The sequence below is a fragment of the Prevotella sp. LMAG:51 genome, assembly GCF_008680225.1.
In the GTDB taxonomy this organism is placed as follows: domain Bacteria; phylum Bacteroidota; class Bacteroidia; order Bacteroidales; family Bacteroidaceae; genus Prevotella; species Prevotella pectinovora.
This window is the reverse complement of sequence record NZ_NALQ01000026.1, coordinates 183,804-200,321: the sequence shown is the minus strand read 5'-3', so window position 1 is coordinate 200,321 and position 16,518 is coordinate 183,804. Positions and strand designations below refer to the sequence as shown.

Below are 16,518 nucleotides of genomic sequence, written 5' to 3'. Positions count from 1 at the left end.
TTTATTGTTTTCTTTTTTCGTTATGGTATTAATAAAGAGCTGTCGCCATAGCTCAGGAATCTGAACTCGTGTGACAATGCATAATCGTAGATTGATTTCCAATCGCCGTTGACGAATGCGCTGACAAGCAGCAGCAGAGTGCTTTGGGGCTGATGGAAATTGGTGACAAGCATCTTGACAATCTTGTAATCGTAACCCGGTACGATAATTATCTGTGTGGAGAAATGAATGGTGCTTATCCTCTTTGCTGACATATAGTCAAGAATTGCGTTTATCGCCTCTTGTGGTTTGAGTTTCGGCTGGTTCTCGTCGTAAGGTTCCCATTGTCCTATGTGAAGCTTGGACTCTTCAATTTCTTTATCCGCGTGTAACTTTAGTCCCAGATAATATAGGCTTTCAAGGGTTCTTACGCTCGTTGTACCCACGGCAATAGTCTTGCAGTCGTGACTTATGAGCTTTTCGAGTGTACTCCTATGCACACAGATGAACTCAGAATGCATATCATGGCCTCCTATTTCTTCGGATTTTACAGGTTTGAACGTGCCGGCTCCTACGTGCAGCGTGATTTCCTCACGGTCGATGCCATGGTTGTCGAGATCGGAGAGCACAGAGTCTGTGAAATGCAGTCCTGCGGTCGGCGCAGCCACACTTCCCTTTATCTTGGAATATACCGTCTGATATGTGGTTTTGTCACTCTCCTGTGTCTCGCGGTTGAGATAAGGCGGTATAGGCAGTTCACCCATCGCCTCAAGTATATCTGCAAACGAGACCTTGTCGCCGTCCCAGGAGAAACGTATGAGATGCGAGGTATGATGTTCCTCAACATAGTTGGCGCGTAATGTCACGCAGATTCCCTTGATGTTAACCTCACGCTTCAATTCCTGTCCTTTCCATTTTTTCAGGTTTCCAACGATGCATAGCCATGAGCACTCTCTCGTGGTCTGAAACATCTGTTCATAGTCAGCGGGAGTATGGGGCTCAAGAAGAAATATTTCGATGAGAGCTCCTGTATCCTTTCTGAAGTGGAGGCGTGCCTGTATCACTTTCGTGTTGTTGAACACCATCATAGCACCCTTTGGCAAATGGCTTGATATGTTGTGGAAAATGTCTTCCTCTATCTTTCCGTGGTTGTATATCAACAACTTGCTTTCGTCTCTCTTTGCCAATGGGAATTTTGCAATCTTCTCATCTGGCAAAGGATAATTGTAATCGCTGATTCTTATCCGTTTTACGTCCATTTCCATATTTGATAAATTCTTTAAATTTGCTTTTATAACTTGGTGGATGCCATGTCTTGATGGTATAACCAAACTGTCTACATCAGGTAAACAGGTGGTTTGCATCAGACAAATAGGTTGATTACATGCAATAAACAGGCGGCTTATACCAGACAAACGTTATGTTTCCGACCTGCAAACTGGCTATTCTAACTTATAAACGATCTTAGTATGGCATAGAGAAACAAGAGTGACATTGTGAGCAATACAATGTCGATAGTAATTATTGTATAGCCTTTAGAAGTATACTGGCTGGAAATGAATTCCACATCGGGAAACATCCTGTCGTAGACCTTGAGATATACTAAATATAAAAGTAGTCCAACAAGCGCTCCCCAAGCTATGCCTACCAACACGTCGAAAGGATAATGCATTCCGAGGTACAGCCTTGTGTAGCAATTAATCAGAGCCCATGCCGTCATTGCGACAGTAAATTTCCTGTTTCTCACCAACAGTGAGAAGAACATTGTCAAGCTGGTTGTGTTTGCTGCGTGTGACGAGAAGAAACTGAAGTCTTTGTTGCTCATATCCCCTACTGTATATATTATTCCGTCAAGCATGTCATCGTTGATAGGTCGTGTCCTTCCTATCATAGGCTTGATGATAAAGTCACAGATTCCTCCAGAGAACATCACGCAACCGATTCCACACAGTATTATCAGCATTATCTTGGTCATGTTGTCATTGTTGCTTATCACGAGATAAAGCAATGCGATATAGAGCGGTATCCATGTGAACCCGGAAGTCAACGTAACCATCAGTCCGTCGAGGAACGATGATTCGCTGCCGTTGACCATCTGCAATATGGCTAAATCTATATTCCCTGTCATTTTCGATATTTAGATTTTCTGAATTTGAGAAGAATGAAGCCATCCCTCCCTATTGTCACCTAGCTTTACGTGTTTCCAGTCTTTCATCGAGTCATCTATGATGTCAACACGTGTTCCTTCATGTATTACTGTAACACTTTTCCCTTTATCATCAGGCACGTCTTTCAGCTGCAACGATGGCACTACCACGATTGCTCCTCTCCGATTCTGATACTGGCTCTTTTGTTGATATGCACAAATCTGGGAAAGTACGAACAGAACGGCGAAAAACATTCCTGCAAAGAAGCCAACTTTGCGTCTCGTTACCTTGACCGAAAGTAGATATAAAGTGAAGAATGCCAGAGTGAGCACGAGAGAAAAAATTGACAATGCCGCCCATGAGTCGATACCCATAAGATTGACCAGCGACTTATACCATTGCACCAGGAACATCTCTGCTTCCGGTGTGATCTTGTCTATCGTCTTTGACTGTGCTATCTGCAGATTCAGCTTGATGTCGTCGTCGCTCGGCGACAACAATAGTGCACGCTCATAGCTGAGTATGGCAAAAGTAATGTTGTCTGTACGGTAATAGGCATTGCCCAGGTTATAATACAAATCAGCACTCTTCGTGGTCTTCAGCAACTCGTTATAATCTTTTATTGCCTGCTGATAGTTGCCTTTTTTGTACTCGTTGTCAGCATTCTCCTTTGTTATTGCGGATGCAGGCAATGCTGTCAGTACGAGAAACATGAGGGCGAGAATCAGTTTGTTTGATTTTTTCTTGCTGTCCTTCAGTGAATCTTCTATCTGTGTTATCGTATTCATTGCATCTTCGAAAATAGTATTCATGTCATTCGACATAGAAGACTGTGAATATCGTTCCAGCTCACAGGCATCAATGATTCCTATGAACTTCGTTGACAATTCTTCTCCTACACCGTTGGCAAGCAAAACACTCTCCACGTTGTTCCTGTTGAGCTCTCCGGCTGAAAGATTAAACTTCTCTTCGGCATACCCCCACATGGCTTTCAGTATATCCTCATAGAATGTGGAACTATTTCCTTTCAGCATTGAGTCATTAGCTGCCTTCAAGCGCTTCAGGGCAAGCCTGTTTGCAAGACAACGCTTGCTTCTCACGGTGTCCTTGCCCAAAGAGATGTATTTTCTCGAGGCAACGGTCAGCAGTGAGAATGTCAGGATTATCATGGTGATGAGTACCCAATATCCTGTAGAACAGAAGAACATGTCGTCGAAATCATGCGAACTCTCGAAACCTTCGTGTATTGGTTGTATATCCTTGTTGCGCAGATCTGACTGATAGTCGCTCACGGACGTTCCGCTTCCATCACCTTTGCCTACTTTAATGGTGAATGGTTGGGTCTTTATTGTCTTGTATGAATTCGTGTTAGTGTCAAAATATGTGAACTCAATGGCCGGAATCGTATACTCGCCCTGATTTCTTGGCACAGCGATGAAATCGTATATCATGTTGCCTTCAAGTCCGTTGGCTGTCACCTTTGTCTTGTCGGTTATCTTTGGGTCATATTTATCGAAATCTTTAGGGAAGTTGACAACTGGAGTCTTGATGAGCTTCAAATTGCCCTTTCCGCTTACCACTACACGCAATGTGAACGGATCGTTGGCCTTGATATCAGACTTGTTTAGCTGCGCACTTATGTTGAATACGCCGACTCCTCCAGAGAACGTTGCCGGTCTGGCGGGCAGAGGCAACACATTTAGCGTTATTCCAGGTGCCACAATGTCGCGTTTCACTTCAACATAAGCCGATCCACCATTGAAAAAGGCTTCCACTGGGTCTACGTCTCTATTCTGCTGAACTACTGATCCCTTGAACACTATGCTTGGTATCTTCAATGCTCCGGACATCTGAGGATACATTATGTACTGGCTCCATGTTACGCAACGGTATGGTCTGCCATTGTGGTTTTCGATATGAAAGGATTTCTGTTGTGGCAATGGCACTTCAAGCGTGTGGAAGCCTGTAAGGTCAGGCATGTCACCCTTAAGTGCGTTGAGATCTACCAGCGTATATACTTTGTATGTCAGTATCACAGGCTCCTGTTCATATACCTTGTTCTTGCTTGCACTTACCTTTATGAAGAGATCTGAATTGCGGATTTCAGATCCTGCAGTCCTCATACGTGGTTGGTCGTCAGCTCCATTGTGCATCCTTGGCGTGCCATTTGCCGACATGCTCTTGCCCGTCACCTTTATTTGTACAGAACGTGAAGCGAATTTTCGCCCGTTAGCCACTACTGTGGCAGAAGGAATTCTATACGAGCCAGCTTTCGTGGCACACAGAATATATGTGAATGTCGTGGATGATGAACTGCTTGCATGTCCGTTTATCACCTGATAGCTCGACTGAGACGAACGGTATGGACCCGTTATCACTTCGAGTGCTCCAGGTATGCCGCCGAGATGCAGGTCACCAACGTCTTGCGTGTCAATCACATAAGTCAGTCGGAAATTCTCTCCCGTTTGCACGTGGGAGGGAACTGAGACATGCAGCCCCTGGGCGTGACACAATGATATGGCAAATGCCAATAGTATATTCAGTATAACTTTCTTCATTTTATATGATATAAGTATTTCTGGCGTATAATATAATTATCTCTGGATCACCAATTCTTCTCCAGCCTCCTGGTCTGTTGTTGTTGGCGACTGCGGTTCAACCTTTCTTGAGTCTCTCGTTCCTGCTGCATAGCTGCATTAAGAAGCTGTTCAGCGTTGTCCTTGCTCATCTGAGGTTGATTCTGTTGCGGCTTATCTTGCTTCTGGTGCTTATCTTTCTGCTTTTCCTGCTTGTCTTTATTGCCTTTATCCTTGTTTTTGTCGCTCTGGTTCTGCTGTTTGTTCTTGACGTTCTGCTTGTTGTCCTTCTGAAGCTTCTTACAGAGTACAAGGTTATAACGAGTTTCATTGTCTGAAGGGTTGTTGCGCAAAGACTCAGAATATGCTTTTATGGCATCTGGATACATCTTACTGCCCTGACAGATGACGCCTATGTTATGATAAGACTTTGACTTTCTGAACTTGTTCTTCTCAGTGCTTGCTGCCTTTTGGAAGAATTTTACGGCTTCCGACATCTTGTTCTGCATCATGAGGGCACATCCAAGGTTATAAAGGGCTTGCGGGTTTTCGTGATTGATTGACAAAGCCTTCCTGTATCTCACTTCCGACTCAGGATATTGCTTGGCTTTGTAAGCCTTGTTGCCCTGCCGGATATAGTCTCGGTCGGTCTGTGCTGATGCAATCACAGGAATCAGCAGGAGCAATGCTATTATGTATTTTCTTATTATCATCATCATTGGTCTCATGTTACATACTGGATGTTATTTCTTGAACAGTTTGATATTTCTGAACAGTGGGTTTTTCACTTCCAGCGTGAGTGCTTCGATTATTATAATGAAAAGTGCCAGAAGTACAAAAGTCTGATACTGCTCGTCATATTCACTGTATACGGCATTCAACAGGTCGCCCTTCTGTAACTTGGCAAGTTCTTCGTCAAGTAACTCCTGTGCGCTGTTGGTGTTGTCAACATGGATATAAGAACCTCCGCCAGCTTTTGCAATCTGGCGACACATATCCTCGTTGAGTACAGACACGACTTCATTGCCGTGGTTGTCACGCATATATCCGCCATGCCCGTCTGGAATAAGTCCGCCTTTAGGCTGTCCGATTCCTAACACAAATACGTTAATACCCATTTTCTTTGCCTTCTTGGCAGCCTCTATGGCGCCTCCCTCGTGGTCTTCGCCATCGGTTATAAGCACTATGGCCCTTCCCAGATTGTTTTTCTTGGTAAAGCTGCTGCAGCACATATTGATGGCTCCACCTATGTCTGTTCCTTGTGTAGCAATAAGCCCGGGGGTAAGACTCTGAAGAAACATCTTTGCAGACACGAAGTCGGTTGTTATAGGCAATTGTATGAATGAACTACCCGCAAAGACCACAAGACCAACCTTGTCGTCTTTGAACCCATCGATCATATTTTCTATCAGCATCTTGCTGCGGTCTAATCTAGATGGGGCCACATCTTCAGCGAGCATGGAGTTGCTTATGTCCAATGCGACCATTGCCTCGATTCCGGCTCGCTTCTCATTGCTTATCTTTATGCCTGCCTGCGGACGGGCAGCAGCAATTATAAGCAATGCCAATGCCGTGAGCGTCATATAGAACTTTACAAGCGGCCTGTACTTTGAGCGTCCTGGCATCAACCCTTCTTGTAGTGCTTTGTCTACTATGCCGTTTATTTGTTTCCTCTTCCTTCTCGTCTGCACTGTCCAGATTATCATCAGAACCGGTATGACAAGCAGAAGATATAAATATTCCGGATTTGCGAATCTCAACATAATGTTTATGTTTTTTGCTTATATGCTATTTCCTGATTGTATGATGTTGACTCTCAAACTTCTAACGCAGTCTACTAAACTCAGAAAGTTTGTTGTCTCTATCGTTTTCTTGTTTATGTCCCTACGGTTTTAAGGAAGACGCCTGAATACTGTCAACCTCAGCAACATGTCGATTATCAAAATCAATACAGCCGCTATGGCGAATGGGACAAAAGCTTCAGAACGCTTGGAGAAGTTTTTCGTATTCAAACGAGTCTTTTCCAATTTGTCGATGTCCTTGTATATCTTTTTCAGTTCAGCAGTATTTGTAGCTCTGTAGAACTGACCGTCTGAAGTATTGGCAATACGCTGCAAGGTCTGTGTGTCTATATCTGCACGCATGTTAACGTATTTTACAGTTCCGCCCACATTGATTGGATAAGGAGCAAGGGATTTGCTTCCGATGGCGATAGTGTATACGCGGATATTGTAGCTTTTGGCAATCTGAGCCGCCGTTAGTGGTGATATGTCACCCATGTTGTTACTACCGTCTGTAAGCAAGATAACGACTTTGCTTTTCGTCTTGCTGTCTTTCAGACGGGCTACTGCGTTGGCGAGTCCCATTCCAATTGCCGTTCCATCCTGTATCAGAGAACGTTCGGCCAAGTCTGTTCGCACATTCACAAGCATATTCAACAACGATTGGTGGTCGGTTGTCATTGGACATTGAGTGAAAGCCTCACCGGCAAATATAGTAAGACCGATATTGTCGTTCTCACGGTCCGATATGAAATCAGCCGCAACGGCCTTTGCTGCTTCTATTCGGTTTGGCTTGAGGTCTTGTGCGAGCATACTTGTCGATACGTCCATCGCCAACATGATATCGATTCCCTCAGTCTCTTTTTCGCCCCAACTGTTGCGTGTCTGCGGACGAGCAAGGACAATCACTATCAACACGAACACCAAGACGCGCAGCAGATGAGGCAATTCTATAAGCCGCAACCTGAGACTCTTGTGAACATTCTGATAGGCAAAGGTATCAGCCATTCGGAATGTTGGTTCGTATTTCTTCCTGTAGAGCAGACACCATAATATATATGGTATCAGCAGAAGGAGTAAAAACAAATATTCTATGTTTGCAAATTCCATGAAACTTTCTCTACACGATTAAATAAACCTTATATATCACTACAATCAACGCAAAAAGTGCAGCTGCCGTCAACACGACTATAGCCAGCTTCAATGTCCTGCGCTGACTCTTGACTTTCTTTTCTACTTCATTCTCTTCAACGACTAGCTTTACAGGTTTCTCTTCCTCTTTCTTGGTGTCATTGATGAACGATAGAGCATTGACGAGATTTTGGTCGTTCTCGTTGGCCAATACAGAATACTTTGCGAATTTCACGAGGTCTGCAGTACGGAAAAGACTAACCATCTCTTCAATCGCGCCCTCATTTTCATCCCGGAGCCTTTCTATAATTTCTGAGCTTGTCATTTCCATAGCATCGAAATTGAAGCGCTCAGCTATATACTGGCGAAGGATCATTGTCAGGCGGGTGTAATAACTCTTCTGATCTTCTGAAACAGCCGCCTTCTCTTCTTTTAGCTTTTCTATCTCAGTGATTGCCTTCTGATGGGCAGATACTTTCTTGATGAATTTTATCGGTTTTATTACAGACTTGTTGGTATTTAGTCTGTTTATCAGATATGCAAGCAGTATTAGCAATAATACAAACAATATTGAATATCCGAAGACCGTTGCCCATTCGCCCCAGCTGAAAGGATTGTCCTGCACGTACTTCGGACCGTAGAACTTCTCTGTGTGTACTGTATCCACAGGCATCGTCATTACTTTCAATGCGAGATCCTTAGTCTGATACGACTTTCCGTCTACCTTTATGCTCTGTGATGGAATGCAATATAATTTCTCGTCGAATGAAGTAAGCGTATAAGACTTGCTGTATTTTATGAGATTATCTTCAACTCCTAATGTGTCGATATTACTGCACTCCAGTACTTCCACTCCTGGGGTGATATATTGCGATCTTTCGAACTTAGGGAATGACACCTTATGATGCTTCTCATCAAGGGTGACACTAAGGGTCAACTTGGTCTGTTCACCTATCAATATCTGCATAGTGTCGATCTTCTGGTCTATGGTCACCTGCGACCATATCGACATTGTGAGCGACACAAACAATATAGATAGAAATAATCGTTTCATCTTTGTTATAAAATCTTATGAATAAAGTATTTACGACCTCAGCTTAAAGAGTTGTATGAGGCTCTTCACATAGTCTTCATTCGTAGCAATTGAGATATTGTCAGTATTGGTCTTGCTGAACAGTCTATCGAGTGACGCCCTCCTCTCCTGCCAATATTGGCGATGCGCCTGACGTAGCTTCTTGTCACTCGTGTCGATATACATCTCATGTGAAGTCTCGGCATCACATATCTTGATGAGCCCCACATCGGGCAGCTCTCTTGCGAACTGGTCGTATAGTTGTATAGCCACGACATCATGCTTCTTGCAGCACACTATCATCTGCTTCTCATAATCACCTCTGTAATAGAAGTCACTAAGAATGAAAGCGGTACAACGATGCTTCACGGCACTGTAAAGGAACTGAAGAGCACAGGATATATCTGTGCGCTTGCTCTCAGGATGAAAGTCAAGCATCTCGTGGATTATATACAATATGTGTTTTCTTCCTTTCTTGGGCGGAATATACTTTTCTATCTTGTCAGAAAAGAACACTACTCCAATCTTATCGTTATTCTGTATCGCACTGAAAGCCAATGTTGCCGCAATCTCCGTTGCCTTGTCACGCTTTGTCTGCATGCGGGTGCCGAAGTCAAGAGATGCGCTGACGTCGATAAGCAGCATTACAGTAAGTTCTCGCTCTTCTTCATACACCTTCACATATGGTGAATTCATCCTTGCTGTGACATTCCAGTCTATATCACGCACGTCATCGCCATACTGATATGCACGCACTTCGCTAAAGGCCATTCCTCGTCCTTTGAAGGCCGAGTGATATTGACCAGCAAATATATTATTGCTAAGTCCGCGAGAATGGATTTCAATCTTGCGGACCTTCTTCAACAAATCCTGAGCTTCCATCAAGGAACCTCCACTTTATTTAATATTTTACTTATGATCTCCTCTCCTGTCACGTTGTCTGCCTCAGCCTCGTAAGAAAGTCCAATGCGGTGACGCAATACGTCATATGCTACGGAACGTACATCCTCTGGTACCACATATCCTCTGTGATTGATAAATGCATACGCTCTGGCAGCTTTGGCCAGATTGATGCTGGCACGAGGGCTTCCTCCAAAGGTTATCAGAGGTTTGATATTCTCCAATCCATAACGCTCAGGATAACGTGTCGCAAACACGATATCTGCGATATACTGCTCAATCTTTTCGTCGAGATATACTTGATTTACTATTTTCCTGGCATTGAGTATCTCAGACGCTTCAACAACTGGTTTGATATCTGCCTTCAGACCATTGAGATTCTCCCTGATAATCTGCTTTTCCTCTTCGATAGTGGGATAATCAATTATCACTTTCAACATAAAACGGTCTACCTGCGCCTCTGGCAACTGATATGTTCCCTCCTGCTCTATAGGATTCTGAGTTGCCATTACTAGGAAAGGACTTGGCAGGTCAAATGTTGTACTACCGATTGTCACTTGATGTTCCTGCATAGCCTCGAGCAATGCGCTCTGAACCTTTGCCGGAGCACGGTTTATCTCATCTGCAAGAATGAAGTTTGAGAATACCGGACCTTTCTTCACTTGGAAGCTCTCGGTCTTCTGTGAATATATCAATGTACCAATAACGTCGGCCGGCAACAGGTCTGGTGTGAATTGTATGCGGCTGAATTCTGTGTTGACGAGTTGTGCAAGGGTCTTGATGGCAAGGGTCTTTGCCAATCCCGGTACACCTTCCAGCAATATATGTCCATCGCTCAGCAGACCAATAAGCAGGCTGTCCACCAAGTGTTTTTGTCCCACAATGACACCTTCCATGCCACGCTTGATGCTTGTTATAAAAGCACTTTGTTGTTCAATCAGAATGTTTAGCTCTCTAATGTCTATAACTTCTGCCATGATTTTCGTTGTATATTTTGTTAAAATAAATGTTCCAAATCTCTTTATACCGCAAAAGTAATAATTTTAAATTCGGTTATAAGAGATTTAGAACATAAATAATATTAAAATGAGTTGACAGGCGCTTAATTTTAAGAAACTTTGTTATTCGCAGCTTTCTTCTTGAGTTTAAGTTTAGGAATATTTATAGTTTCCCCAACTTTAACCTCAGATTTGCCGTTATGCACCTGAAGGTAACATTCCATTCCCTCTCCAAGATAACGGCGTGCGAGCACCTTCATCGTTTGACCATCCTTCACTTTCACAGTTCTGTCGGTACCTTCTATCACATATGCCCCTGTCTTGACCATTCTTTTTGCACTTTGGATTTCAGAATTCTCAGTTTCTGAAATATGATCTTGTACATCTTTTATTTCAGCCTTCCCCCCTTTCTCAACATTGTCTTCCCCTGCAATATTCACCTTTGTGGCTATGGTGTCGGCAGCCTTTGATACTGCAGCCTTCTGATAACCGTTTTTCTTTGATGGATAAGCCTTTTTGACAACCACAACTTTACTGGCAGGAACACTTCTTTCGTTTTTGCCTCCAAGATACAAACCCGCAACAAAAGCCGATGCAATGCTTGCCAACGCAAGCAACGACAAAAGAACAAGTTTCACATTTCCTGCTTTCTTATGCGCCTTTCTTGTGTCACCTTCAGGAATTCCTGAAGCAACATAAGCCATTTGAGATTGTCCTTGTGCATTTCGCCTCTCTGTTTCATCGCTAACCACGAATGGATCTTGTGACTTTTCCTTGTTGTCCAGGGCATTATTGTCGGAGTCAGGAAATGTCTCGTCGACAACATTCGGGCTATCACCAGCCTGCAGGGCTGACTGTGATGGCTGATTATCACTTGGATCCTTTTCCGTTTCTGATTCTGAATCTGGAGTTTCTCCAGAAACCAACGATAGTTCATCTTCAGTCTTGAAGGAAATGCGAGATTCTGCTTCATTATCAGCATGCACCAGAGCGTCTGTGTTGCCTGATTGTGAATTATGAGAGTCAAGAGTATCGGTTGAATTATTCAATATTACTTCTTCTTCAGTAGCAGCTTCAGATTCGGCTTCAACGATCCCGTCATCCGACCCAACTTCTTTCGCAATGTCTAATTCAGACCCGCAATGGCCATCATTCCCATAATCAACTGATAATCTGGAGTTTTCTCCACTAACCGAAGTGTTATCGACTGTTGAATTATTCTCAGATTCACTATCCTTATTACCTATATTCCCGTTTTCTGCTTCTACGTTTTCGTTTGGCATACTTCCAAACTCAACTCCATCGTTCAGCTCAACGGTTTCGAACTGTGAAAATGGCTTGTTCACCATTTCCTTCAGCGAATTCTCGGGTGTGAAAGTAATTTTCGTATGACCATCGATCAGCACCCTCTCGCCAGTATTCACGTCAACGCTCTCGCGGTCTCTGACTTCTATAAGCTTGAAAGTGCCAAATCCCTTTATCTTCACAAGTTTGTCAGCCTTTAGGCCATCATGGATTACGGCAAAGAAGGCATCAAGATAGTTCTCTGCTTCTGAAATTCGTATGTTCTTCTTTTTCGCGAGCTGACTGGCTATGTCTTTCATCAATATCTTGCCCATTTATTGAAGTCCTCCATTTTTTATTTTTTCTTTTATAGTGGACGAGGGCTTGAAGGAAAGTACCAATTTCGGTGGGACGAGCATTCTCTTCTTTGTGTTCGGCGAGACCATTATACGCTCCATACGTTTCTTGACTTCAAAAGAACCGAAGTTGCTGAATGATACAACGTCACCTTTTTGAAAACACTCGTTCATTACATCTACGAGCGTGTATGAAAACATCTGAGCATCCTCAGGATCCATGCCCGTACGATTAGCCACTTCAGAAATGAAACTTTTGTTGTTCATATAGTTTCTCCTTATACACATTTATGCCCTTCCCAATACGGTGGCATATACATCAAACTCTTCAGAACCGGTGATTTCGACAATGTAGAATCCTCCGATTTCCAATTCCATCCCGTCATGGGCCTCGATAAGAACCTCCGGGTCAACCTCTGGTGAGGAGTATTCGCTGCGCGCAATGTAATAATCACCTTCCCTGCGGTCTACAATAACTTTCAGTTCTTTTCCGATTTTCTCAGCTTCGAGCTCAGCACTTATACGCTCCTGCACACGCATAAGTCTGTCAAGACGGCATTGTTTCACGTCGTATGGAACGTCATCTTTATAATGCTCTGCACTATATGTACCTTCTTCCTCAGAATATGCAAAGGCTCCCATTCGTTCGAATCTTGCCCATTTCACGAACTTCACCAGCTCGTCAAAATCCTCATCGGTCTCGCCTGGGAATCCAACCATCAACGTAGTACGGATGCAAATCCCTGGAACAGCCTCTCTGAGTTTCTCAATCAGTTTGTATGTTTCCTGGCTTGACGTGTTGCGCCGCATCGCAGTCAGCATATGGTCAGAGACGTGCTGCAAAGCGATGTCGAGGTAATTGCAGACATTATCGTGGTTTCTAATTACATCCAACAATTCAAACGGGAAGTTGTTTGGATAGGCATAATGCAATCGTATCCATTCCACTCCCTCAACATTTGCCATTCTCTCCACTAGTTCAGCGATGCTTTGCCTGCCATAGAGGTCCACTCCATAATACGTAAGTTCCTGAGCGATAATCTGGAACTCTTTCACACCCTCCTTGACGAGAGTCTCCATCTCTGCAATTATATCTTCCATTGGGCGGCTCTTGTGCTTTCCTGTGATGATAGGTATGGCACAATACGCACAATGACGGTCACATCCCTCACTGATTTTTATGTATGAATAATGAGCTGGTGTGGTCTTTTGTTTAAATGATCCGTCCGCACATGACGATACGGTTGCTTTCTCGCAGACAAATCCCTTTGCGGCTCCCAAATCATCAATCAGATCCTTGAAGTCGAATTTGCCATAAAACTTGTCCACCTGTGGAATTTCCGCAGACAATTCTTCTCTGTAACGCTGTGACAAGCAACCCATTACAAACAATTTATCAAGCAAGCCTTCATCCTTAGCTTGAGCGAATCGGAGAATCATCTCTATGCTCTCCTCTTTTGCGTCGCCTATAAATCCGCATGTATTTATTATAGCAATCTCTCCCTCAGGATGGTCGCAGTCATGGGTACATGTATAACCGATTCTCTTGAACCGTCGCATCAGGGACTCCGTATCAACAAGATTTTTGGAGCACCCCATGGTTATGAAATCTATCTGATCGCGTATCACTTGTCTGTATCGAATAATGAGTCTACGAATTGTTTCTTGTCAAAAATCTGAAGGTCGTCAACACCCTCTCCGAGTCCTATGTATTTCACTGGCACTTTGAGCTGGTCTGATATTCCTATCACTACGCCGCCCTTTGCAGTACCATCGAGTTTCGTTATGGCCAGGCTCGTAATCTGAGTAACGGCAGCAAACTGTTTTGCCTGCTCAAAGGCGTTCTGTCCTGTAGAGCCGTCGAGCACGAGCATCACCTCGTCCGGTGCGGTCGGTATGAGTTTCTTCAGCACATCCTTTATTTTCTTCAGCTCGTTCATTAGTCCCACCTTGTTGTGTAGCCTTCCTGCCGTGTCAATAAGCACCACGTCAGCATCATTAGCCATAGCAGAGCTTAACGTGTCGTAAGCTACGCTTGCAGGGTCTGCACCCATCTGTTGTTTTACTACAGGCACTCCGACTCTCTCTCCCCAGATGCACAACTGCTCTACGGCAGCAGCCCTGAACGTGTCGGCCGCTCCGAGATAGACTTTCTTTCCTGCGTTTTTGAACTGTTTTGCGAGTTTTCCGATTGTCGTGGTCTTCCCCACTCCATTCACTCCGACAACGAGTACGACGTATGGTTTGCGACCCTCCGGCAGGTTCCAGTCCGTCACATCATTGCTGTCATCGAGGAGCTTTGATATTTCATCTCTCAGAATACCGTTCAGCTCAGAGGTGGAGACATACTTGTCTCTTGCCACACGCTCCTCTATACTGTTTATTATTTTGATGGTAGTGTCTACCCCCACGTCGGAAGTTATCAACACTTCCTCCAGGTCGTCAAGCACTTCGTCATCAACCTTAGATTTGCCTGCCACCACATGAGCGAGTTTTGAGAACACGCTCTGTTTTGTTTTTTCGAGTCCTTTGTCAAGGGTCTCTTTATTTTTCTTTGTGAATAGTCCGAAAAATCCCATAATGATATTTTATATTATGCTACAAAATTACGCAAAAAAGCTCATTTCCACAAATAAAAAACCAACAAGCTAACGAAAAAAGGGCTGCAACCTGTAATTGCAGCCCTTAATATCATTTAAGAGATAGATTTATTTGAAGAAATCTTTCACAGCCTCATTGGGAACCATACGCTCATCGAAACAATAGGCACCTGTCTTGGGGCTCTTTACCATCTTTATAACCTTTGTATATGCGCGACCATCGTTTGAACCATCACGAAGGGTGGCGACTGCTTTCTTTGCCATTTTCTAATGTATTTTATTAGATTATTTAATTTCTTTGTGGAGAGTCATTCTCTTGAGAATAGGATTGTATTTCTTCAGCTCCATTCTCTCAGGAGTGTTCTTGCGGTTCTTGGTCGTTACGTAACGACTTGTTCCCGGCATTCCGCTCTCTTTCATCTCAGTGCATTCAAGGATTACCTGAACGCGGTTGCCTTTAGCCTTCTTTGCCATTGTATTATTCTCCTATAACTTTTATATCTTTCCAATCACAATAGCCCTTAGATACAGCCATCTTGAGAGCTGCATCGAGACCAGCCTTGTTAATCAGACGAAGACCTGCAGCACTAATCTTCAGACTAATCCAGCACTGCTCTTCTACATAATAGAATTTCTTATTAAACAGATTTACGTCAAAGCTGCGCTTTGTGCGATGCTTTGAGTGGGATACGTTATTACCCATCTGGGCTTTCTTTCCCGTGATTTGACAAATTTTAGACATTTCTATCTACGTTTTTTGTTGTTTCCTTTTGATACTTATTCCAAACAGGGTGCAAAATTACAAACTTTTTCCGATTTAGCAAAGTTTTCCTACTACACAGTTATTAAATTAAGTTTTTTTTACGTTTAAACGCTGCTAATCCATAACTATTCAAGTTATCAAGCGATTATAACCATCTGACCGGAATAGTGTCATCATAATATAATGGACAAAGTATATGTCAATATCAGTAGATTGCAGCGCTCCAACTTACTCTTTCAAGCCTGTGCATCACAGGCAAGGAGAATTACACCTCTACCGCGGATATCGTAACGTCGGTAAACTGGTCCATATAATCTATGACGCGCAGTTTGTCGTTCGACCCACGCTTTACTTTAAGGTGAAGGTTTGCCTCTAGGAATTCTCCCTGTGATGTACGCCGCTCCTTTATCTCATACGACCTCACGTCCATGCCGTCGTGCCGCATTTTTGCTATAAGCTGTCGGATGCTTTCTATCGAAGGTGCGGAAAAGGACAGATCAACCACCGTAGAGCCGAGCTGCGGAATCAGGGCATTTATCACTTCGAGACCGAACAGCACCATTACCGTGGCAATGGTGGCGGCCAGATACATTCCCGTACCACAAGCCAGTCCTATGGCCGCCGTCACCCACAAGCCGGCTGCCGTTGTGAGTCCGCGCACCACGTTTTTCTGAAAGATGATTGTTCCTGCTCCAAGGAATCCGATGCCCGACACGACCTGTGCCGCCACACGTGATGAATCCTTCAGGTCGAAGCCGAAACCGAACTGCGACACCACGCAAAACAGCGCACTACCCAACGCCACGAGGAAATGGGTGCGGAATCCTGCCTCCTTGGCTCTATACTCCCGCTCTATGCCTATCGCTCCTCCCAGCACAAGGGCGAGCGAAAGACGAATGGTCAAATCTACATATGAAGCTTCCATAGCTAA

The 16,518-nt window shown here is 43.9% G+C and carries 17 protein-coding genes; all 17 read right to left on the bottom strand.

Going from position 1 to position 16,518, the window contains the following annotated elements:
• Positions 1-20: 20 nt before the first annotated feature.
• The 17 genes from CCC32_RS10040 to CCC32_RS09960 all read right to left on the bottom strand — a co-directional run bounded on the left by CCC32_RS10040 (position 21) and on the right by CCC32_RS09960 (position 16,512).
• Positions 21-1,238 carry an S-adenosylmethionine:tRNA ribosyltransferase-isomerase gene (locus CCC32_RS10040; RefSeq protein WP_287074473.1) on the bottom strand — a complete coding sequence of 406 codons (1,218 nt, stop codon included), beginning with the start codon at positions 1,236-1,238 and terminating at the stop codon, positions 21-23.
• 188 nt (positions 1,239-1,426) lie between these two features.
• Positions 1,427-2,107: a phosphatase PAP2 family protein gene (locus tag CCC32_RS10035; RefSeq protein ID WP_042519647.1), complete on the bottom strand. Its 681-nt coding sequence runs from the start codon at positions 2,105-2,107 to the stop codon at positions 1,427-1,429.
• A 9-nt stretch (positions 2,108-2,116) separates the two neighbouring features.
• Positions 2,117-4,684, bottom strand: a complete 2,568-nt coding sequence (locus CCC32_RS10030; RefSeq protein ID WP_287074179.1) for a BatD family protein — start codon at positions 4,682-4,684, stop codon at positions 2,117-2,119.
• A 47-nt stretch (positions 4,685-4,731) separates the two neighbouring features.
• Positions 4,732-5,421: a tetratricopeptide repeat protein gene (locus CCC32_RS10025; RefSeq protein ID WP_353756479.1), complete on the bottom strand. Its 690-nt coding sequence runs from the start codon at positions 5,419-5,421 to the stop codon at positions 4,732-4,734.
• Between the two features lie 24 nt (positions 5,422-5,445).
• Complete coding sequence (locus CCC32_RS10020; RefSeq protein ID WP_287074176.1) at positions 5,446-6,465, bottom strand: vWA domain-containing protein; 1,020 nt, start codon at positions 6,463-6,465, stop codon at positions 5,446-5,448.
• 129 nt (positions 6,466-6,594) lie between these two features.
• Entirely contained in the window at positions 6,595-7,593 is a 999-nt protein-coding gene (locus CCC32_RS10015) for a vWA domain-containing protein (protein WP_042519651.1), read from the bottom strand.
• Positions 7,594-7,603: 10 nt separating this feature from the next.
• Entirely contained in the window at positions 7,604-8,668 is a 1,065-nt protein-coding gene (locus CCC32_RS10010; RefSeq protein WP_287074175.1) for a hypothetical protein, read from the bottom strand.
• A 30-nt stretch (positions 8,669-8,698) separates the two neighbouring features.
• The gene (locus CCC32_RS10005) at positions 8,699-9,568 is read right to left on the bottom strand and encodes a DUF58 domain-containing protein (RefSeq protein ID WP_042519654.1); all 870 of its coding nucleotides are present in this window, start codon (positions 9,566-9,568) and stop codon (positions 8,699-8,701) included.
• Entirely contained in the window at positions 9,568-10,563 is a 996-nt protein-coding gene (locus tag CCC32_RS10000; protein ID WP_022316479.1) for an AAA family ATPase, read from the bottom strand. The genes CCC32_RS10005 and CCC32_RS10000 overlap by 1 nt, the downstream gene beginning before the upstream one ends.
• 131 nt (positions 10,564-10,694) lie before the next feature.
• Positions 10,695-12,188, bottom strand: a complete 1,494-nt coding sequence (locus tag CCC32_RS09995; RefSeq protein ID WP_287074172.1) for an HU family DNA-binding protein — start codon at positions 12,186-12,188, stop codon at positions 10,695-10,697.
• 15 nt (positions 12,189-12,203) lie between these two features.
• Positions 12,204-12,491 (bottom strand): HU family DNA-binding protein, encoded by a 288-nt coding sequence (locus tag CCC32_RS09990; RefSeq protein WP_022316481.1) that lies wholly within the window; start codon positions 12,489-12,491, stop codon positions 12,204-12,206.
• Positions 12,492-12,512: 21 nt separating this feature from the next.
• Positions 12,513-13,853 (bottom strand): 30S ribosomal protein S12 methylthiotransferase RimO, encoded by a 1,341-nt coding sequence (gene rimO, locus CCC32_RS09985; protein WP_287074170.1) that lies wholly within the window; start codon positions 13,851-13,853, stop codon positions 12,513-12,515.
• A complete protein-coding gene (gene ftsY, locus CCC32_RS09980; RefSeq protein WP_022316483.1) occupies positions 13,850-14,803 on the bottom strand; it encodes a signal recognition particle-docking protein FtsY in 954 nt (317 codons plus the stop codon). Before ftsY ends, rimO begins: the two co-directional genes overlap by 4 nt.
• A gap of 129 nt (positions 14,804-14,932) precedes the next feature.
• Positions 14,933-15,088: a DUF4295 domain-containing protein gene (locus CCC32_RS09975; protein ID WP_022316484.1), complete on the bottom strand. Its 156-nt coding sequence runs from the start codon at positions 15,086-15,088 to the stop codon at positions 14,933-14,935.
• A 21-nt stretch (positions 15,089-15,109) separates the two neighbouring features.
• The gene (gene rpmG / locus CCC32_RS09970) at positions 15,110-15,298 is read right to left on the bottom strand and encodes a 50S ribosomal protein L33 (RefSeq protein WP_022316485.1); all 189 of its coding nucleotides are present in this window, start codon (positions 15,296-15,298) and stop codon (positions 15,110-15,112) included.
• A 4-nt stretch (positions 15,299-15,302) separates the two neighbouring features.
• On the bottom strand, positions 15,303-15,566 hold the full coding sequence (gene rpmB / locus CCC32_RS09965; protein WP_022316486.1) for a 50S ribosomal protein L28: 264 nt from the start codon (positions 15,564-15,566) through the stop codon (positions 15,303-15,305).
• Between the two features lie 286 nt (positions 15,567-15,852).
• Positions 15,853-16,512 (bottom strand): MgtC/SapB family protein, encoded by a 660-nt coding sequence (locus CCC32_RS09960; protein ID WP_022316487.1) that lies wholly within the window; start codon positions 16,510-16,512, stop codon positions 15,853-15,855.
• Positions 16,513-16,518: the final 6 nt, after the last annotated feature.